This window comes from Nocardiopsis protaetiae, assembly GCF_045446735.1.
GTDB classification, from domain to species: domain Bacteria; phylum Actinomycetota; class Actinomycetes; order Streptosporangiales; family Streptosporangiaceae; genus Nocardiopsis; species Nocardiopsis protaetiae.
In genome coordinates, this window is the sequence record NZ_JBJJBV010000121.1 from 1 (window position 1) to 19423 (window position 19423).

General features: G+C 71.7%; 20 protein-coding genes and 1 rRNA gene. 6 read left to right on the forward strand and 15 right to left on the reverse strand.

Going from position 1 to position 19423, the window contains the following annotated elements; translation table 11 throughout:
* From ACJOT3_RS18800 to ACJOT3_RS18830, 7 genes are all read right to left on the reverse strand, one after another.
* A 16S ribosomal RNA gene (locus tag ACJOT3_RS18800) occupies nt 1–126 on the reverse strand; the annotation flags it as partial.
* An 891-nt stretch (nt 127–1017) separates the two neighbouring features.
* Nucleotides 1018–1623 carry an RdgB/HAM1 family non-canonical purine NTP pyrophosphatase gene (rdgB, locus tag ACJOT3_RS18805; RefSeq protein ID WP_406974170.1) on the reverse strand — a complete coding sequence of 202 codons (606 nt, stop codon included), beginning with the start codon at nt 1621–1623 and terminating at the stop codon, nt 1018–1020.
* Nucleotides 1624–1673: 50 nt separating this feature from the next.
* A complete protein-coding gene (gene rph, locus ACJOT3_RS18810) occupies nt 1674–2393 on the reverse strand; it encodes a ribonuclease PH (RefSeq protein ID WP_406974154.1) in 720 nt (239 codons plus the stop codon).
* A 109-nt stretch (nt 2394–2502) separates the two neighbouring features.
* Entirely contained in the window at nt 2503–3255 is a 753-nt protein-coding gene (locus ACJOT3_RS18815) for an MBL fold metallo-hydrolase (RefSeq protein ID WP_406974155.1), read from the reverse strand.
* 397 nt (nt 3256–3652) lie between these two features.
* Nucleotides 3653–4600 (reverse strand): PLP-dependent cysteine synthase family protein, encoded by a 948-nt coding sequence (locus ACJOT3_RS18820; RefSeq protein ID WP_406974156.1) that lies wholly within the window; start codon nt 4598–4600, stop codon nt 3653–3655.
* 9 nt (nt 4601–4609) lie between these two features.
* On the reverse strand, nt 4610–4888 hold the full coding sequence (locus ACJOT3_RS18825; RefSeq protein WP_406974157.1) for a MoaD family protein: 279 nt from the start codon (nt 4886–4888) through the stop codon (nt 4610–4612).
* A gap of 165 nt (nt 4889–5053) precedes the next feature.
* Nucleotides 5054–5461 (reverse strand): M67 family metallopeptidase, encoded by a 408-nt coding sequence (locus ACJOT3_RS18830; RefSeq protein WP_306366055.1) that lies wholly within the window; start codon nt 5459–5461, stop codon nt 5054–5056.
* 134 nt (nt 5462–5595) lie between these two features.
* On the opposite strand from ACJOT3_RS18830, the gene ACJOT3_RS18835 reads away from it, so the two are divergent.
* The gene (locus ACJOT3_RS18835; protein ID WP_406974158.1) at nt 5596–6897 is read left to right on the forward strand and encodes a nicotinate phosphoribosyltransferase; all 1302 of its coding nucleotides are present in this window, start codon (nt 5596–5598) and stop codon (nt 6895–6897) included.
* Nucleotides 6898–6995: 98 nt separating this feature from the next.
* On the forward strand, nt 6996–7568 hold the full coding sequence (locus ACJOT3_RS18840; RefSeq protein WP_406974159.1) for a nicotinamidase: 573 nt from the start codon (nt 6996–6998) through the stop codon (nt 7566–7568).
* Nucleotides 7569–7643: 75 nt separating this feature from the next.
* Here the strand turns inward: ACJOT3_RS18840 and ACJOT3_RS18845 are convergent, their stop codons facing one another.
* Nucleotides 7644–8660, reverse strand: a complete 1017-nt coding sequence (locus ACJOT3_RS18845; protein ID WP_406974160.1) for a tryptophan--tRNA ligase — start codon at nt 8658–8660, stop codon at nt 7644–7646.
* Nucleotides 8661–8737: 77 nt separating this feature from the next.
* Here ACJOT3_RS18845 and ACJOT3_RS18850 point away from each other — a divergent pair, with 77 nt between their 5' ends.
* Nucleotides 8738–9004 (forward strand): hypothetical protein, encoded by a 267-nt coding sequence (locus ACJOT3_RS18850; RefSeq protein ID WP_406974161.1) that lies wholly within the window; start codon nt 8738–8740, stop codon nt 9002–9004.
* Nucleotides 8998–9333 carry a type II toxin-antitoxin system PemK/MazF family toxin gene (locus ACJOT3_RS18855; RefSeq protein ID WP_406974162.1) on the forward strand — a complete coding sequence of 112 codons (336 nt, stop codon included), beginning with the start codon at nt 8998–9000 and terminating at the stop codon, nt 9331–9333. The genes ACJOT3_RS18850 and ACJOT3_RS18855 overlap by 7 nt, the downstream gene beginning before the upstream one ends.
* A 13-nt stretch (nt 9334–9346) precedes the next feature.
* On the opposite strand, the gene ACJOT3_RS18860 is transcribed toward ACJOT3_RS18855, so the two are convergent.
* From ACJOT3_RS18860 to ACJOT3_RS18890, 7 genes are all read right to left on the reverse strand, one after another.
* Complete coding sequence (locus ACJOT3_RS18860) at nt 9347–10279, reverse strand: zinc metalloprotease (RefSeq protein WP_406974171.1); 933 nt, start codon at nt 10277–10279, stop codon at nt 9347–9349.
* A gap of 382 nt (nt 10280–10661) precedes the next feature.
* Nucleotides 10662–12386: a DEAD/DEAH box helicase gene (locus tag ACJOT3_RS18865; protein WP_406974163.1), complete on the reverse strand. Its 1725-nt coding sequence runs from the start codon at nt 12384–12386 to the stop codon at nt 10662–10664.
* Nucleotides 12387–12608: 222 nt separating this feature from the next.
* The gene (locus ACJOT3_RS18870; protein WP_406974164.1) at nt 12609–12881 is read right to left on the reverse strand and encodes a hypothetical protein; all 273 of its coding nucleotides are present in this window, start codon (nt 12879–12881) and stop codon (nt 12609–12611) included.
* Between the two features lie 10 nt (nt 12882–12891).
* On the reverse strand, nt 12892–13605 hold the full coding sequence (locus ACJOT3_RS18875) for a class E sortase (RefSeq protein ID WP_406974172.1): 714 nt from the start codon (nt 13603–13605) through the stop codon (nt 12892–12894).
* A gap of 165 nt (nt 13606–13770) precedes the next feature.
* Nucleotides 13771–14646 (reverse strand): heme ABC transporter ATP-binding protein, encoded by an 876-nt coding sequence (locus tag ACJOT3_RS18880; RefSeq protein WP_406974165.1) that lies wholly within the window; start codon nt 14644–14646, stop codon nt 13771–13773.
* The gene (locus ACJOT3_RS18885; protein ID WP_406974166.1) at nt 14643–15755 is read right to left on the reverse strand and encodes a FecCD family ABC transporter permease; all 1113 of its coding nucleotides are present in this window, start codon (nt 15753–15755) and stop codon (nt 14643–14645) included. The genes ACJOT3_RS18880 and ACJOT3_RS18885 overlap by 4 nt, the downstream gene beginning before the upstream one ends.
* Nucleotides 15752–16858, reverse strand: coding sequence for a heme/hemin ABC transporter substrate-binding protein (locus ACJOT3_RS18890; protein ID WP_406974167.1), 1107 nt, complete (start codon nt 16856–16858; stop codon nt 15752–15754). The genes ACJOT3_RS18885 and ACJOT3_RS18890 overlap by 4 nt, the downstream gene beginning before the upstream one ends.
* Nucleotides 16859–17107: 249 nt before the next feature.
* Here ACJOT3_RS18890 and ACJOT3_RS18895 point away from each other — a divergent pair, with 249 nt between their 5' ends.
* Nucleotides 17108–18580 (forward strand): LPXTG cell wall anchor domain-containing protein, encoded by a 1473-nt coding sequence (locus ACJOT3_RS18895; RefSeq protein WP_406974168.1) that lies wholly within the window; start codon nt 17108–17110, stop codon nt 18578–18580.
* Between the two features lie 125 nt (nt 18581–18705).
* Entirely contained in the window at nt 18706–19380 is a 675-nt protein-coding gene (locus ACJOT3_RS18900) for an HtaA domain-containing protein (RefSeq protein ID WP_406974169.1), read from the forward strand.
* The last annotated feature ends 43 nt before the right edge of the window (nt 19381–19423 follow it).

Consider the following 19423-nt stretch of genomic DNA (forward strand, 5'->3'; position numbering starts at 1 on the left):
GCAGGTTGCTCACGTGTTACTCACCCGTTCGCCGCTCGTGTACCCCGAAGGGCCTTACCGCTCGACTTGCATGTGTTAAGCACGCCGCCAGCGTTCGTCCTGAGCCAGGATCAAACTCTCCATAAAGGTCTTGCACCGCCACCCCCACAGGGGGCGCGGAAACCTAGAAGCAATCCTGACCGAACCATGTCTGGCTCAATCAAAGGAACCTCGCACACTCTGCCGGTCTCACCGACCGGTTCGTGTGACGGGGCCAAAACAAACTTGGCTTAAAGAAAATCGAACACGCGCTGTTGAGTTCTCAAGAAGCAACCGCCCTTCCCGTACAAGCCCCGGACCCTGCAAGGTCCGTGGTGCTCTTCCGTGGAAGGCGTCTGCGTTTCCGCTTTGTTGTGTCTTCACTTTATCAGCGTTTCCGTGTCCCGCCAAATCGGCGTTTTCCGGAATGAACCGACCAGGAGTGCAGAATTCCTGTTTTCCTTCGTTGCCCTTTTCAGGGCGACCCTCGAACCCTACCGCCTCCGGGCACATGCCCGTGACGCTCTGGTCGAGGTGGAGAAGAAGTGTCGCGTCAACGCGGTCCGGGGCCGAACACGCCCTCAGGGCGTTCGCCGTCCCGCAGCGACTCGTTCGAGTGTAGGTAACAGCTTGCGCGACGTCAAATCGCCTGGCCGGCGGGGCGAGAACCCCTGCCCGTAGGCGGTTTCCGCGAGCTCCGGACCCCCCACACCGGGGATCGTGTACGGCCGCGGCCGTTGCGTCGAGCGAAGGGAGTCCTCCCCCGGGGCCCACGGTCCCAAACCGGCCGCCGGGGACTTTTTATGCCATCGCAGGTCATCCGCCCCCGGTCCGCCCGCGCCACCACCCCACCGGCCGCGCCCCCGCTGAACGAACGCCGAGGGGCGGACCTCTCGGTCCGCCCCTCGATCAGGTCTTGCAAGCCTCACCGGCCCCGCAGGTCCCACAGCCCTCACAGACCCGGAAAGCCTCGCAGACCCCGCAAGTCCCGCAGGCCTGTCAAACCATCGCCGCGATCTCCGCCGCCAGCTTGCGGAAGGCGATCCCCCGGTGGCTGATGGCGTTCTTCTCCTCCGGCGACAGCTCTGCCGTCGTGCGGCTCTCCCCCTCCGGGACGAAGACCGGGTCGTAGCCGAACCCGTTCTCCCCCCGCGGCTCGCGGATCACCCGGCCGCGCATCTCCCCCTCCGACACCACCTCAGTGCCGTCGGGCAGGACCAGGGCCGCGGCGCACACGAACGCGCCCGCGCGGCGTTCCGGCGGGGTGTCCGCCAGCTGGTCCAGGACCAGTTCCAGGTTGGCCCGGTCCTGGTCCCCGGCGCCGAAGCGGCCGGCCCAGCGGGCCGACAGCACGCCCGGCATGCCGCGCAGTTCGTCGACGCTCAGCCCCGAGTCGTCGGCCACCGCGGGCAGTCCGGTGTGGGCGGCGATCGCGCGAGCCTTGAGCAGGGCGTTGCCGACGAAGGACGGCTCGGTCTCGGGGACCTCCGGGGCGTCCGGGAAGGCCGTGAGCGAGAGCACCTCGGCGGTCACGCCGGCGTCCGCGAGGATGGCGCGCAGCTCCGGCACCTTCTTGGCGTTGCGGGTGGCCAGCACGATCTTCACGATTCCCCCTTCTCCGGCGACGCCGCCGATGCGGGTGCCGTTGAGTACGGTCACTCCGCCAGGGCCTTCTTCTGGAGGACGGTCAGCTCCTCGCAGCCGCCGACGGCCAGGTCGAGGAGTTTGTCGAGCAGTTCCCGGTCGAACGCCGCGCCCTCCGCGGTGCCCTGCACCTCGATGAACTTGCCGTCGCCGGTGAGGACGACGTTCATGTCGGTGTCGGCGACGGAGTCCTCCAGGTAGTTGAGGTCCAGCCGGGGCTGGCCCTGGACGACGCCGACGCTGACCGCGGCCAGCGAGCCGGTGAGCGGGTTGTTCTTGAGGTTGCGGCGCTTGCGCAGCCACTTCATGGCGTCGGCGAGGGCCACGTACGCGCCGGTGATGGCCGCGGTGCGGGTGCCGCCGTCGGCCTGGAGGACGTCGCAGTCCAGGGTGATGGTGTGCTCCCCCATCGCCTTGAAGTCGACGACCGCGCGCAGGGAGCGGCCGATGAGGCGGGAGATCTCGTGGGTGCGGCCGCCGATCTTGCCGCGCACGGACTCGCGGGCACCGCGGGTGTCGGTGGCGCGGGGCAGCATCGCGTACTCGGCGGTGACCCACCCCTCGCCGGTGCCGCGGCGCCAGCGCGGGACACCGTCCTCGACGGTGGCGGCGCACAGCACTCGGGTGTCCCCGAACTCGATGAGCGCGGAGCCTTCCGCCTGGCGCAGCCAGTTGCGGGTGATCGTCACGGGGCGCAGTTGTGTCGGAACTCGTCCGTCGGGTCGGGCCATGGTCAAGAGCGTATACGTGTGCGGTGGCGCCGGGGGCGGGAGTGGGAAAGGCGTGCGCGGATGGGAGCCACGCCACTCCCGGGTCGGCCGCCCGGGTCGGCCGCGCAGGTCAGCCGCCGATGATGTGCGTCCGCCCGCTGCGGGCCAGGTCGATGGGCCCGTCGTAGGTGGACCGGGCCTCCGCCAGGGTGACGTCGTCGTCGTTCCACGGCACCAGGTGGGTGAGCAGCAGGCTGCGCGCCCGGGCCCGGCCGGCGTGCTCGCCGGCCTCGCTGCCGGTGAGGTGCATGTCCTTGGGGTGTTCGACGTGGTCCTGGAAGGCGGCCTCGCACAGGAACAGGTCGGTGTCGGCGGCCAGGTCCACGAGGGAGTCGCAGGCGCCGGTGTCCCCGGAGTAGGCCATGCTCGCCCCGCCGTGCTCCAGGCGGATGCCGAAGGCCTCGACCGGGTGGTTGACGCGGTCCACGCGGACGGAGAACGGGCCGATGTCGAGGGAGCCGGGGGTGAGCTCGTGGAAGTCGAAGACCTCGGTCATGCCCGGGTCGGGGTCCAGGCCGTAGGCCTCGGCGACGCGCTCGGAGACGCCGCTCGGGCCGTAGACGGGGATGCGGGGTTTGGCGCCGTCGGGGTGGAACATGCGGGCGACCCAGTACGAGCACAGGTCGAAGCAGTGGTCGGCGTGCAGGTGGCTGAGGTAGACCGCGTCGACGGAGTAGATGTCGATGTGCCGCTGGAGTGCTCCGAGTGCGCCGTTGCCCATGTCGAGGAGCAGGCGGAAGCCGTCGGCCTCGACCAGGTAACAGGAGGCGGGGCTGTCCGGCCCCGGGAAGCTCCCGGAGGACCCGATAATCGTGAGTCGCACGTCGTCGTCGCCTTCTCGAAGGGCCGCGCGGCTCCGTGGCACCCCCTCGACCGTGTGCGCGGAGTACGGATGGCGGCTGGTTCAGCGGTTGTCCCGTTGTTACGGGTCTACCCCAATGCCCGCCCGGGTGGTACAAAATGTGGTCTGCATCTCACGCGACCTCGATCACGTGTGAATTTTTCACACCATATGACACGTTCCGAGTGGTTCGTTCCCGCCGTATTACGGTCCTGTACTGGCGGGTCACGGCGCACACGGGAGTGATGCACCCGCATCCGGACACCGGTCCCCGCGGCCACAGGGGACTCCCCGGGGAAACGGTAGGGGCGGCACCCGCGGGTGCCGCCCCTGTGACTCTCGAACGCCTGGCCGTCGAACGTCGGACCCGGTCGGGACCTCAGGCCCAGAGCTGTCCTTCGAGCCGTTCCTCCGCCTCCTTCAGGGTGCCCTCGTAGGCCCCCGTCGAGAGGTACTTCCACCCGGCGTCGGCGATGACGAACGCGATGTCCGCGCGCTCCCCCGCCTGCTCCGCCTTGCGGGCCATGCCCAGCGCGGCGTGCAGCGCCCCGCCGGTGGAGACCCCGGCGAAGATGCCCTCCCTGTCCAGGAGTTCCCGGGTCCGCCTGAGGGCGGCGTCGGAGGGCACGGAGAACCGCGTGGTGAGCACCGACTCGTCGTACAGCTCCGGCACGAACCCCTCGTCGAGGTTGCGCAGGCCGTACACGAGCTCGCCGTAGCGCGGCTCGGCGGCGACGATCCGCACGTCCGGCCGGTGTTCGCGCAGGTAGCGGCCCACGCCCATGAGCGTTCCGGTGGTGCCCAGGCCCGCCACGAAGTGGGTGATCTCCGGCAGGTCCGCGAGGATCTCGGGGCCGGTCGTCTCGTAGTGGGCGCGGGCGTTGGCCGGGTTGCCGTACTGGTAGAGCATCACCCAGTCGGGGTGCTCGGCGGCCATCTCCTTGGCGACGCGGACCGCCTCGTTGGAGCCGCCGGCCGCCGCGGAGAAGTGGACCTCGGCGCCCCACATGGCGAGGAGCTGCTTGCGCTCCTCCGAGGTGTTCTCCGGCATGACGCAGACCATGCGGTAGCCGCGCAGCTTGGCGACCATCGCCAGGGAGATACCGGTGTTCCCCGACGTCGGCTCCAGGATGGTGCAGCCCGGGGAGAGCAGCCCGTCCTTCTCCGCCTGTTCGATCATGAAGAACGCGGTGCGGTCCTTGATGGACCCGGTCGGGTTGCGGTCCTCCAGCTTCGCCCACAGCCGGACCTCCGGCGAGGGCGAGAGCCGGGGCAGGCCGACGAGCGGCGTGCCGCCGAGGGAGTCGAGCAGGGAGTCGTAACGCATGGGGCGCGCCTAGCGGCTTCCGCCGGCCACGGCGGGCAGGACGGTGACGTTGTCGCCGTCGGAGAGCTTCGCCTCCAGGCCGCCGACGAAACGCACGTCCTCGTCGTTGAGGTACACGTTGATGAAGCGGCGCAGCTTGCCGCCGTCCACCAGCCGCGCGGCGATGCCCGGGTAGCGGCTGTCCAGGTCGGTGAACAGCTCGCCCAGGGTGGCGCCGCTGCCCTCGACGACCTTGGCGTCGCCGGTCAGGTTGCGCAGGATGGTGGGGATGCGGACCTCGATGGCCATAGGTGTGTCTTCCCGTGAACGTGGTTGATGTGCGTGATGTGCGTACAGTCCCAACGAGGCGGCTCCCGCGGCCATTCCGCGGGCCCCGTCGGGGCGGGTCGTCCGGTCGTCGAGTCGGGTCGAGTCGGGTCGGGGTGGGTCGGGCGGCCCGGTGCCACCCGGTCGCTACCCGGTGATCTCGACCGGTTCCTCGGTGACCTCGCCGTCCAGGATCCGGTAGGAGCGCAGTTCGGCGGTCTCGGGGTCCCGGGTGGACACGAGCACGTAGTGCGCGCCGGGCTCGGAGGCGTAGGAGATGTCGGTGCGCGAGGGGTAGGCCTCGGTGGCCGTGTGGGAGTGGTAGATCACGACGGGTTCCTCGTCGCGGTCGTCCATCTCCCGCCAGACCTTCAGCTGTTCGAGGGAGTCGAACCGGTAGAAGGTCGGGGACCGCTCGGCGTTGATCATCTCGACGAACCGCTCGGGGCGGTCGGACCCGGCGGGGCCGGCCACGATGCCGCAGGCCTCGTCCGGGTGGTCGCGGCGGGCGTGGGCGACGATCTGGTCGTAGATCGAGCGATCAATCCTCAGCATGCCTCCCAGGGTATCGGAACAAATTTCCCTACCAACCGAATGGGTATTGTTAGCGTCGGCCGAGGTCACCCCGGGCGTGGTCAGAGGGCAGGTCGGCGTTAAGGCGCGAAGCTCCACGGATTAGGCTCGTGCCCATGAACGACCTAGGCGGCAGTGCGCTGCTGACCGACCACTACGAACTGACGATGCTCCAGGCCGCCCTGCACAGCGGGGCCGCGGCCCGGCCGTCGGTGTTCGAGATGTTCGCCCGGCGTCTGCCCGAGGGGCGCCGCTACGGCGTCGTCGCCGGGACCGGGCGGTTCCTGGACCTGCTGGAGCGCTTCCGGTTCCGCACCGAGGAGCTGGACTTCCTGTCCGACAACGGTGTGGTGGACGACACCACCCTGCGCTGGCTTTCGGAGTACCGGTTCTCCGGGAACGTGTGGGGCTACGGCGAGGGCGAGGCCTACTTCCCCGGGTCCCCGATCCTGGTGGTGGAGGGCACCTTCGCCGAGGGGGTGATCCTGGAGACGCTCGCCCTGTCGGTGTTCAACCACGACAGCGCCATCGCCTCCGCGGCCAGCCGTATGGTCGTGGCGGCGGGCGGGCGGCCGCTGATCGAGATGGGGTCGCGCCGCACCCACGAGGCGGCGGCGGTGGCGTCGGCGCGCGCCGCGTACCTGGCCGGGTTCGCGACCTCCTCCAACCTGGAGGCGGGGCGGTCGTACGGGGTGCCCACCGGCGGCACCGCGGCGCACGCGTTCACGCTGCTGCACGACAGCGAGAGGCACGCCTTCGCCGCGCAGCTGGACTCGCTCGGCAAGCAGACGACCCTGCTGGTGGACACCTACGACGTGGAGCGGGCCGTGCGGACCGCCGTCGAGCTGGCCGGGCCGGAGCTGGGCGCGGTGCGCATCGACTCCGGTGACCTGGGCAAGACCGCGGCCCGGGTGCGCGAGCAGCTGGACTCGCTCGGCGCCACCGAGACCCGGATCGTGGTGACCGGCGACCTGGACGAGCACTCCATCCAGGCGCTGGCCGTGGCGCCCGTGGACGGCTACGGGGTGGGTACGTCCCTGGTGACCGGGTCGGGCGCGCCGACGGTGTCGCTGGTGTACAAGCTGGTGGCGCGGGCGCACGGGACGGAGGCGGGCCTGCCGCTGGAGCCGGTGGCCAAGCGGTCGGTGGGCAAGCCGAGCCGGGGCGGGCGCAAGTGGTCGGTGCGGCGGTTCGACGACGGGGGGACCGCGATCGCCGAGGAGGTGTTCCCGTACGAGCCCGCGGCGGCGGTGGGGACCCGCCCGCTGCTGCGGCCGCTGGTGGCGGACGGCGAGGTGGTGGGCCGCGAGAGCGTGCACGACGCGCGCGAGCGGCACCGGGCGGTGGTGGCCGAGCTGCCCGAGCAGGCGCTGCGGATGTCGCGGGGCGAGGTCGCCCTGCCGACGGTGTTCCATTGAGCGTCCGTGCTCCAATGACCGGCCGAGTTCCATTGACCGACGGTGTGACCGGATGACCGACGCGGTGTGACCGGGTGACGAGAGGAAGGGGTGCCGGGATGACCAGGGCGCTCATCGTGGTGGACGTGCAGAACGACTTCTGTGAGGGCGGCAGCCTGGCGGTGGCCGGGGGCGCCGCGACGGCGGAGGCCGTCACCGGGCACGCCCGCTCGGGCGGGTACGACCACGTGGTCGCCACCCGCGACTACCACATCGACCCGGGGTCGCACTTCTCCGACGAACCGGACTTCGTGGACACCTGGCCGCGGCATTGCGAGGTGGGCACGCCGGGGGTGGAGTTCCACCCGGGGTTCGACGCCTCGCTGGCCGAGGAGGTCTTCAGCAAGGGCCGGTACACGGCGGCCTACAGCGGGTTCGAGGGGACGGCCGGGGACGGGGAGACGACGCTGGCCGCGTGGCTGCGCGAGCGCGGGGTGGACGAGGTGGACGTGGTGGGCATCGCCACCGACCACTGCGTTCGGGCCACCGCGCTGGACGCCGTGCGGGAGGGGCTGCGCACGCGGGTGCTGCTCGACCTGACCGCCGGGGTGGCGCGGCCGACCGTGGACGCGGCGCTGGCGCAGCTGGGCGAGGCGGGCGTGGCGCTGGAGGGCGAGCCGAAGGTCGGCTGACCGCGGACATGCGAAGGGGCGGCGGGATCCTCCCGCCGCCCCTCGCCTTGTCCGCCGCTCGGGCGTATCCGCCGCTCAGGCGACGCCGATGGCGGCGCGCACGCGGTCCAGGACCGAGCGGGCGCGCTCGCGGGCGCGGACCGACCCGGCTTCGAGGATGTCCTCGATCTCCTGCGGGTCGGCCATGAGCTCCTCGTAGCGCTCGCGCTTGGGGCCCAGCTCGGTGTTGACGGCCTCGAACAGCTCGTTCTTGAGCTCGCCCCAGCCCATGCCGCCCTGCTCCAGGCGCTTGCGCACGTCGGCGACCGTGTCGGCGTCGGCGAAGTGGGTGAGGAGCTGGAAGGGCACCGAGGTGTCGGGGTCCTTGGGGTCCTCGACCGGCGTGGAGTCGGTGGGGATGCGGCGGATCGCCTTCTTGAGCTTGTTCTCCGGCAGGAAGAGCGGGATGTGGTTGTCGTAGGACTTGCTCATCTTGCGGCCGTCGACGCCGGGGAGGATGCTCGCCTCGCTGTCGTCGATGACGCCCTTGGGCAGCGGGAACGCGAAGCCCTGCTCGCCCTGGCCGTACCGGTTGTTGAAGTACCCGGCGATGTCGGCGGTGTACTCGATGTGCTGGGACTGGTCGCGGCCGACGGGAACGTGGGTGGACTCCATGATGAGGATGTCCGCGGCCATCAGGATGGGGTAGTTGAACAGCCCCATGTTGACCCCGGCGTCCAGGTCCGTGATCCCGGCCTCGTTGTTGCGGTCGCGCGCCGCCTTGTAGGCGTGGGCGCGGTTCATCAGGCCCTTGGGGGTCACGGCCGTGAGGATGGTGGTCAGCTCGAAGGTCTCGGGGACCTTGGACTGCTGGTAGATGACCGTCTTGTTCGGGTCCAGCCCGCACGCCAGCCAGGTGGCAGCCCCGGACCGGATGCTGTGGCGCAGTTCGCCCGCGTCCTTGACGGTGTTGAGCGCGTGGTAGTCCGCGACGAAGTAGTAGGTGTCGTAGACGTCCGCGGCCGCCAGGGCCGGCTGGATCGCGCCGACGTAGTTGCCCAGGTGGAAGTCACCGGTGGGCTTGATCCCGGTCAGATAGGTGTTCGCTGCCATGCCCCGAAGCCTATTCCATACATCTAAGCTCCGGTTTCCGTACACCCAAACCCTGCGTTTAGATGCATACTGTAAGTATGACTTCCACGGATACCACCATCAAGGTCCCCAGAGCCCTACGCGACCGCATCAGCCGCCGTGCCAAGCGCGAACACACCACCCTGGCCGCAGCCATCGAGCGCGCCTTGGACGAAGCCGAGGAACTGGAGTTCTGGCAGGAGGTGCGTCGATACCACGCAAGCCTGTCCGACGAAGACCGGCGCGCATACCTGGCCGACGGGACACTCCGTGACGATCTGGCCGACCCCGACGATGACGCACTGACTGCGGAGGATGCATGGTAAGGCGCGGAGAAATCCACATGGCCGATCTGGGCGACCCGATCGGCCATGAGCAGGCGTACCGACGACCGGTTCTCATCGTCAGCGGCCAGCCCTGGTTGGACTCGAATCCACCGGTGTTCATGGCCGTGCCGCTCACTCGTACGAGCCGGGAGAGCCCGACCCACGTGGAGATCGAGCCGGGCTCTTCCGGGCTGAAGGAGGTCAGCTACGCCAAATGTGAGGACCTGCGGGCCATCTCGCCGCTGCGGTTGGAGCGGCACTTCGGGATGGTCGAGGACACGGTCCTGTTCCGGGTGGAGCTGATCCTGCGCAGGCTGCTCGCACTCTGACCGCACCGGGGCGTCAGGGGCGGTGGGGGGAGCGGAAGGCGGACCAGTGTTCGGCCATGCGGCGGGCCTGGCCGTCGGTGAAGTGGGTCATGCATTCGTCGTCGCTGTAGTCCATGAAGTTGGTGACCGGGTCGCGGCCGGCGCGGTGGGGGCAGGAGTCGCGGCCCTGCGGGCAGCCAGCGGCGGCCTCGCGTTCGTAGGGGGTGTCGCCGACGTAGTCGCCCGGGGTGGTGCAGCCGTTCTGGAAGGTGTGGAACAGGCCCAGCCAGTGGCCGACCTCGTGGGTGCCGGTGTGGCCCAGGCCGAAGCGTTCGCGGCCGCCGCCGGGCAGGGTGTCGTGGGCCAGGACGACGCCGTCCTGGTCGGGGGCGGCGGTGTAGTCCTGCGGGAAGCTGGAGTAGCCGAGCAGGCCGGAGCCGAGGTCGGCGGTGTAGACGTTGAGCGTTTCGGCGCCGCCGCGGTGGAGTTCGGAGCGGATGGTGTCGCGGTGGCCGTTGAAGTCGGTGAACCAGGCGTCGTTCTCGCTGCGGGTGACCTCGGAGAGGGTGAACCGGAAGCCGGTGTCGGCCCCCGCGGTGTCGTAGCCGCCGGAGTAGGCGGTGTTGAGGACGTCGATCTGGTCGTCGATGCGGGCGTCGCTGACGTGGCCGCGGCCGTCGGTGGCGGAGATGACGTGGACGACGACGGGGACGGTGCGCGGCGGGGCGATCTCGTGGGACCGCACCGAGCGCAGGGCCTCGCGCAGCCGGTCGTTGTACCGGGCGGCCTGTTCGGGGGTGAGCTCGCCGCTGTTGAAGGCGGTGTCCACTCCGGGTCCGGCGAGGCGGGCGACGGTGCCCGGCGGGCAGGCGGGCCCGTCGGCCGCGGCCGCCCGTTCGGTCCCGGCCCCGGCGGGGCCGGGCAGGGCGCTGCCCGCGACCACTCCGGTCAGGGCGAGCCCGCACATCACCAGTCCGGTCCAGAGTGCGGCGGTCGCGCCGCGTGCGTTTCGTCCAATCACTTCACGGACTGTAGTGAAATGGACACGTATCGTCCGTCACCCCGGGCGCGAACTTGCGAAGTGTTTGCCCGGATCGTCCGTGTGGGCGCCCGGCAGGGTTCTGGAGGCCGTGGAGGAGATGTCTTCGAGGAGAAGACCGCGGCCGAAGGCCGTCCGTTGAGGGTGGCGGAGGGCGACGGGAGGGCGAGGGCATCGACGGAAGGCCCGAAGGTTCCTGTCGGGCGCCCACACGCCGGGCCGAAGCAGGCCGCGGCCGCCAGGCCGTCCGTTGAGGGCGGCGTCGGGCGACGGGTGGGAGGAGCGGAGACCTGAAAAGACACAGCCGCGGCTATTTGCCGCCGACGGCCCACACGCGGAGTTTGGCGATGCGCTCGCGGATCTGCTCCGGGGTGGCCTGGGCGACCGGCGGCCCGCCGCAGGCGCGGCGCAGCTCGTTGTGGATCACCCCGTGCGGCTTGCCGGTGCGGTGGTGCCAGGCGCCGACCAGCCCGCTCAGCTCGCGGCGCAGGTTGGCCAGGACCTCGTGGGTGGGGCCCTCCTCCTGGACCGGCTCGTCCTTCTTGCGGGCCTTGATCTCCCCGGCCTTGATGTCGTCCTTGCGCTTGCGCAGCAGCTGCGCCACCTGCTGGGGCTCCAGCAGCCCGGGCAGGCCCAGGAAGTCCTCCTCCTCGGTGGAGCCGGGCACGCCGCCGTACTCGTTGCCGTCGAAGAGGGCGCGGTCGAACTCGGCCGACGCCTCCATCGTCTCGAACGGCAGCTCCTCCCCCGCGTCGGGGGTGTCGCGCTTCTTGTTCGCCTCCTTGAGGAGGTCGTCCTCGGGGTACTCGTCGTCCTCGGCCGGGGTGCGGTCCAGCACATGGTCGCGTTCGCGCTCCATGTCCCCCGCGAACTCCAGCAGGTTGGGCACCGAGGGCAGGAACACCGAGGCGACCTCGCCGCGCTTGCGCACGCGCACGAACCGGCCGATGGCCTGGGCGAAGAACAGGGCGGTGCTGGTGGAGGTGGCGTACACGCCGACCATCAGCCGGGGCACGTCCACGCCCTCGGACACCATGCGCACCGCGACCATCCACCGGTCGTCGCCCTGGGCGAACCGGGAGATCTTCTTGGAGGCGGTGGGGTCGTCGGACAGCACCACGGTGGCGCTCTTGCCGGTGATCTGGCGGATGATCCGCGAGTAGGCGCGGGCGTTCTCGTGGTCGCTGGCGATGACCAGCCCGCCGGCGTCGGCGTGGGTCTTGCGGACCTCGGTGAGCCGCCGGTCGGCGGCCTGGAGCACCCGTTTGATCCAGTCGCCCTTGGGGTCCAGCGCGGCCCGCCAGGCCTGGGAGAGCGCGTCCTGGGTGAGCGGCTCGCCCAGGCGGGCGGCCAGCTCGTCCCCGGCGCGGGTGCGCCAGCGCATCTCGCCGGAGTAGGCCATGAAGATGACGGGGCGCACGACGCCGTCGGCCAGCGCGGGACCGTACCCGTAGCTGTAGTCCCAGGAGCAGCGGCGCACCCCGGCGGTGTCCTGGACGTAGTCCACGAACGGGATGGGGTTGATGTCGGATCGGAAGGGCGTCCCGGTGAGGGAGAGCCGCCGGGTGGCCGGGTCGAACGCCTCGCGGGCGGCGTCGCCCCAGGACAAGGCGTCGCCCGCGTGGTGGACCTCGTCGAAGATCACCAGGGTCTTGCGGGCCTCGGTGCGGTTGCGGTGCAGCGCCGGGTGGGCGGCGACCTGCGCGTAGGTGACGGCGGCACCGAGGTACTGGCGGCCCAGGGCCCCCTGCCCGTTGCGGAAGTCGGGGTCGATGGGGATGTTGAACCGGGCGGCGGCCTCGGCCCACTGCTTCTTGAGGTGCTCGGTGGGGCAGACGATGGTGATGGAGCGGATGACGTGCTGCTGGAGGAGTTCGCTCGCCAGGGTGAGGGCGAACGTGGTCTTGCCGGCGCCGGGCGTGGCGACGGCGAGGAAGTCCCGCGGCTGCCGGCGGAAGTACTCCTCGAACGCCTCCCGCTGCCAGGCCCGGAGCCCGCTGAGGCGGTCCTCGGTCGTGGTCTGCGTCACCGTCATGCGTTTCGTCCCCCGATACTCACCAGCTAGAGGTTAGCGGCCCGGTCCGACCGGACAGGGTCGGCTTCCCGTGGTGCCGCGCACACTCGCGGGTGTGGTCCCGCCCCCGCGAAGACCCGCGAACGCCCGCGCACGGGCGTATACGGGCGCGAACACACACGAGCCCCGCGGGTCCGGACGTTTTCCGAACGGACCGGCGGGGCGCGCGTGTCGCGCCGGATGTCACTCCCCGGCCGGGGCCTCCTCGGGGGCGCCGGAGTCGGCGGGTGCCTCACCCGACTCCTCCGCACCTTCCGCCCCTTCGGTCCCCGCTCCCCCACCGGCCGCGCCGGCGCCCTCGATGTCGACGGCGCCGTCGTTGAACGGCATGTAGGGGGAGATCGCCGGGAACGCGAAGAACCACAGCAGGGCGGCGGCCCCGACCAGCAGGCCGAGCGCCATGATGAACTTGGAGATCCAGGGTCCGGGCAGGATGCGCCAGATCAGGCCGTACATGCGGGTCTCCTCACTCGCTCGCGTCGGCGTCGGGGGCCATGTGCGCGATGCTGTCGGGCATGCCCTCGGACTTGGGCGTGGTCTCGACGAGCTCGCCCCACACGATGAGCCGGTGCGTGTTGTTGAGCTTGGGCGCGCAGGTGGTGAGCGTGATGATCGCCCGTCCCGGCTCGGCCCCGCCCGCCTCCTCGCCCTCGGCCGGGGGCTCGCCCGCGCCCTCGACGTCGTCGAACGGGTCGGGTTCGATCACCCACACGTCGGTGGGCACGACCGTCTCCTCCCGGAACACCTCGTAGGTGTAGAAGTTCTCGGCGTCCTCCAGCACCAGGACGTCGCCGTTGTCCAGCAGGTCGATGTCCCAGAACAGGCCGGGGGTGCGGTGCGCCGCGATGGCGTAGTTGCCCGCCTGCCCGGGGCTGCTGGGGTACTCGGTGTAGTGCCCGGGGCTGTACCGGATGTCCTCCTGGGTGGTGCCGTTGACGACGACCCAGTCCAGGTCCAGGGACGGGATGTACAGGCGGCTGTCGGCGCTGCCGGGCAGCGGCTCGGAGTCGGGGCCGCGCTCGTCGGCGGCGGCCCAGGCCTCCTCCAGCCCGTCGGCCAGGCCCTGCTGTTCGCGGTCGGTCTCCCACTGGGAGCCGTACACCTCGTACGCGGCGTAGAACAGCATGAGGAGACCGGCGGTCAGCAGGATCTCGCCGACGAAGCGGACGAAGCCGCGCACCACGTCGCCGGGGGTGGCCCGGGTGCGGGGCGGGGGTTTGCGCCGGCGGCCGCCGGGGGAACGGCGTCGGCCCTCCCCGGCCCCGGGGTCATCCTGTGGCTGTCGTTCCGTTGTGGACACCAATACGACCTACTCCTGTGGACGTCTCGCGTGTGCTCCGTGGGTCTACCGGAGGGGCACGACCAGCGGGATCCCGGTCCTCGGGTGCGGCAGGACCTCGACCTCGTGCCGGTAGACGGCGCTGAGCAGGGATGCGGTGAACACTTCGGCGGGGGGACCCTGCGCGGCGATCCGTCCCTCGGAGAGTATCGCCACACGGTGGGCGTAGGCCGCCGCAAGCCCCAAATCGTGCAGGACCACGATAACCGCACCGCCGCGTTCGGCGAGCGCACGCGCGATGCCCAGGACGAGTTCCTGGTGGTGGATGTCGAGGGCGGCGGTGGGTTCGTCGAGCATGAGCAGCGGCGTGTCCTGGGCCAGGACCCGGGCGAGCATCACGCGGGCGCGCTCGCCGCCCGACAGGGTCGGGAAGCGGCGGTCGGCCAGGTGGGAGACGCCGGTGCCGTCCATGGCGGCGGTGACGATCTCGTCGTCCTGGGCGGGGTCGCCGAGCCCGGCCCAGGGGGCGCGGCCCATGGCGACGAGTTCGGCGACGGAGAACGGGAAGCTGACCGCGGCCTCCTGGGGCAGGACGGCGCGGCGCAGGGCGAGTTCGGGCGGGGTCCACGCGCCGAGCCCGCGGCCGAAGAGCTCGACGCGGCCGCCGTCGGCGCCGCCCCGTTCCGCGGCCGCGGCGAGGTCGCCGGACAGGGCGGCGAGCAGGGTGGACTTGCCGGCGCCGTTGGGGCCGACCAGGGCGACCAGCTCGCCGGCGCGGACGGTGAGGTCCACCCCGTCCAGCAGGGTGCGCCCGCCCCGGCGGACGGTGACGCCCTCGGCGCTCACCACGGGGTCGCCGGCGGCGACGGGGTCGGGCCGCAGGGGCGGCCGGGACAGGGGTGCGAGGGCGGCGCGGGCCCGTCGTCGAAGGGTGGAGCTCACGACCAGCCTCCCTGCTTGGCGCGGGTGCGGTAGAGGAGGTAGAAGAAGAACGGCCCGCCGAGCGCGGAGGTGACCACGCCCAGGGGGATCTCGGCGGGGGCGGCCGCGGTGCGGGCCAGCAGGTCGGCGGCGAGCAGCAGCAGGCCGCCGCCCAGGGCGCTGGCGGGCAGCAGCACGCGGTGGCCGGGCCCGGTGATCATCCGGACGATGTGCGGGACGACCAGGCCGATGAACGCGACGATCCCGGCGAAGGCCACGGCGGCCGAGGTGAGCAGGGCCAGGGCGACGATGAGGACCAGGCGCATGCGCTCCACGTCCACGCCCAGGTGCCGGGCGGGCCCCTCGCCCAGGGAGAGCAGGTCCATGCGGCGCGCGTAGACCGGGATGACGATCATGCCGACGACCAGGCAGGGCACGATCGCGGCGACCTTGGACCAGGTGGCGGTGGCGACGCTGCCCAGCTGCCAGAAGGTGATGGTCTGGATCTCGGCGTCCTGGGAGAAGTTGGTCATCAGCCCGATGGCGGCCCCGGCGATGGCGTTGACGGCGATGCCGGTGAGCAGCAGGGTGACGACCTCGGTGCGTCCGCGCGAGCGCGCGAACACGTACACGAACAGGGTGGTGGCCAGGCCGAACACGAACGACGACGCGATGATCGTCCAGTGGCCCAGGACGGTGAGCCCGGTGAAGATGACGACGATGGCGCCGACGGCCGCCCCGGAGGAGACGCCGATGACGCCGGGTTCGGCCAGGGGGTTGCCGAAGATGCCCTGCATCATGGCCCCGGCCACGCCCAGGGCGGCGCCCACGGTGACGGCGAGCACCACGCGGGGGAACCGGACGTCCCACAGGACAGTGTGGGCGACCTGGTCGGGCAGGGGTCCGGCGACCCGGACGCCGAGGGCGTCCAGGACCGAGGCGGCGACCTGTCCGGCGGGGATCTGATAGGCGCCGATCCCGGCGGCGAAGACGGCGACGACGACCAGGCCGAGGGCCAGGCCGCCGAGCAGCAGTGCGGCGCGCAGGCGGCGCCGGGCCCGGCCGGCGGGGGCCGGGGCGGGCGCGGTCTTCCTGGCCGTTTCCGCCGCCGGTGTCCGGGTGGCGGTCACGAGCCCTCCTGGGCCGCGACCGCGGACAGCTCGTCGGCCAGGGCGGCGATGACCTGGGGGGTGCGTGGGCCGAAGTTGAGCAGCACCCCGTCCTCGAAGTCGATGACGGCGCGGTTCTGTCCGGCGGGTGTCTGGGCGACGCCGGGGATCTCGACGAGGCCGTCGATGCCGCCGACCGATTCCAGGCCCTTGGTCATGACCAGGATCACATCGGGCCGGGCGGCGATGAGGGCCTCGGTGGTGATGGGGGTGAAGGGGGTGGTGAGGCCCATCTCGACGCCGGCGTCGCGGGCGCCGACCTCGGCGAGCATGGCGTCGGCCCCGGAGCCGGGTCCGCCGATGAGGTAGACCCCGGCGGTGCCGCGCAGGTAGAGGAAGGCGACCAGGGGCGAGCCGACGGCCTCGGCGGAGTCCTCGCGGACGTCGGCCATCTGGGTCCGTGTGCGTTCGACCAGGGCGGTGCCCGCGTCGGGGACGCCCAGGGCCTGGGCGATGCGTTCGAAGCGCGGGTACATCTCGTCGAAGGACCAGGCCTCCTCGATGATGACCACGGGGATTCCGGAGCGCTGGATCTGCTCGATGGCCTCGGGCGGCCCGGTCTGGGTGTCGGCGAGGATCACGGTGGGCTGGAGGGCCAGGACGCTCTCGGCGGAGACCTCGTGCCCGCTGGTGACGACGGGCAGGTGGGCGGCCTCGTCGAAGGTGGCGGCGACGTCGCGGCCCACGACCCGGTCGCCCAGGCCCAGGGTGAAGACGATCTCGGCCAGGCTCCCGGTGAGGGGCAGGATCTTGGAGGCGTCGGTGACCTCGACCTGCTCGTACTCCAGGGGGTCGGAGCTGGTCCGGTAGGGGTCGAGCACGACGGAGTCGACGGTCACCGGCAGCTGCTGGACGAAGTCCTCCTCCAGGGGCTGGAGGCGGTTCTCGGCCAGGTCGGGGATCTCCCCGGCGCCGCCGCCGGAGGCGGTGTCGGCCGGGGCTCCGGTGCCGCCCGAGCAGCCGGCGAGGGCGAGTGCGAGGGCGCAGGCCGCGGCGAGCGCCCGGGCTCCGCGCCGGGGGCCGCGGCGTGCGCGCGTGTGGGACCGGGGGTCGGCTAGGGCCATTGGGGATCGCTTTCGGGTCGGACCGGGGTCGGGTGTCGCCGGGAGCGGGGAGGGACGACACCGACCTTTATATGACACCTCGTCATCATCTTGACAAGCCCGATGGTTCGGTGTTCAACTGTTCCGGTCGCGGACTCCGGTTAGGTAAGGCTCACTTCGCAAAGGTAAGCGTAACCTAAAAACGAATCCGCACGTCACGCGGGTCACCCCTTCCACAAGCAGGACCCGCACGAACCCCGAAGGCCCCTGATGCAAGCAGCGGTTTCCCCCCGCCCGGTCACCGGGCGGCAGCGGGGCGGGTCCCTCCCTCCCCTGGCCGTCGCCGCGGCCGCCGTGCTGATCTCCACCGCACTGCCCGCGACGGCGCACGCAGAACCGGCTCCCCCGCAGGAGGAGGCCGGGCACCCCCGGATCACCACCGTCAACCGGACCGAGGGGCTGGACCCCGAGGGTGACACCGTCACCGTCTCCGGGGTCGGCCACACCCCCGGATCCGTCATCGAGATCGCGACCCTCGCCGTCCCGGCGGAGCTCGCCGACGACGCCGCCAAGGCCGAGGAGGCCGAGGACGAGGCCGTCACCGACACCGAGAACGCGGTGACGGTCGAGGTCGGCGAACGCGGCGTGTTCAGCGTCACCTTCGTCACCGGCGCCGGGTTCGCCGCCGAGGCCGGACTGGACGCGGCCGAGGACGCCTTCGAGATCCGCCTCGTCGAGGTGGATTCCGCCCAGGACGCCGAGAACGCCCAGGACTCCGGGCCGGTCACCGGCACCTGGGGCGGCGACGCCCCGGTGGGCGGCACCGACGGCGCCGAGGAGCTGGCCGCGGCGCCCGGCGCCGGGATGAGCGCCCCCGTGGCGGTCCCGGCCGCCCCGGTGGCCGCCGCCGTCGTGGGCCGGGTCCCGGTCACGTTCGCTGCGCCCGCGGCCGCCCCGGCACCGCAGGCGCAGCCGCAGACCGCCCCGCAGGCCCAGGCCGGCGCGCCGCAGGCGCCCCTGCCCCGGACCCCGGGCGATCCCAAGATCACGGTGTCCAAGACCGACGGGCTCGACCCCGACGGGGAGACCGTCACGGTCACCGGCACCGGCTACGACACCTCCAAGGGCATCTACGTGGCCCTGTGCGACACCGCCAACGCGAGCGCCACACAGGCCCCGTCGCCGTGCATCGGCGGCGTGGACATGGACGGCTCCGGCGGCGCCTCCGCCTGGATCTCCAGCAACCCGCCGCCCTACGGCGAGGGCCTGGCCGTCGCCTACAGCGGCTCGGGCACCGACGGCGGCTTCAGCGTGCAGATCACGGTGAAGGCCGACGACGGCAGCACCGACTGCAACGCCGCCGCCGTCAAGTGCGCCATCGTCACCCGCAACGACCACACCCGCTCCAGCGACCGCAGCCAGGACGTGTTCGTCCCGGTGACGTTCGGCTCCGGCAGTGGTTCGGGCGGCTCGGGCGACGGCTCCGGCAGCGGTGGTTCCGGCAACGGCGGTTCCGGCTCGGGCGGCAACGGCGGCTCGGGTTCCGGCGGGTCCGGCAACGGCGGGTCCGGCAACGGCGGCTCGGGCTCGGGTCCCAACGCCAACCTGCCGCGCACCGGCACCGACCTGACCGTCCTGGTCCTGGCCGCCGCCGTGGCGACCGCGACCGGCGCCTTCGCCCTCTTCGCAGCACGCCGCCGCCGCGGTTCCGGGGACGACCTCCCCGGTGAGGCCGCGGCCTGACCGACCCCCCGCTCTCCATGACGGGCCCGTGCCCCGGCACGGGCCCACGGGCCCCACATCCGCCGCCCCGCCCCCGGACCCCCGGGAACGGTCACCGTCCTCTCAACGATGGGAATCGACGAACCATGGCCCTGACGACCATGCGCGGCACCGCCACGAACCGCCGTGCGCTCCGAACCCTCACCTCCGCCTCGGCCACCGCCGCCCTGGCCGCGGCCCTCCTCGCGATCTCCGCCCCGGCGGCCTCGGCCGCCGCGGACCCGGTCTCCGGAGGCTCCGCGGTCTGGGGTGTCAAGCAGTCCTTCCGCACCTACGTCTCCGGCCCGATCGCCAACGGCGGCTACACGGCCTCCGGCGGCGCCACCAAGCTGGGCAACGGCCTCATCGACTTCCCCACCTCCGGCGGGGACGTCGACGGGACGTTCTTCATCTCCGGCGAGGTGGAGTTCTCCGGCACCGTGGTCTTCACCGGCCACGACTACGGGCAGGGCCCGGTCCTGGAGATCCGCGTCTCCGACCCGCGGGTGGAGTTCGACGGCAGCACCGCCACGGTGTACGCCGACGTCACCAGCCGCGAGTTCCACGGCGCGAACCCGGCCCTGCCGCCGGGCGACCTGATCGCCTACGGCGAGGTCCCCGTCACCGAGCTGACCGGGGTGAACGTCGACGTCACCGGCACCGAGCTCGACTTCACGTCCGCCGCGGGCACCCTGCATCCCGACGCCGTCGAGCCGTTCGCGGGCTTCTACCCCGCGGGCACCGCGATGGACCCGATCTCCTTCACCACCGACGTCTCCTAGCCGTCCCGACCGTGGGACGGGCGGGTCCGTGGCTCCCGCTCCG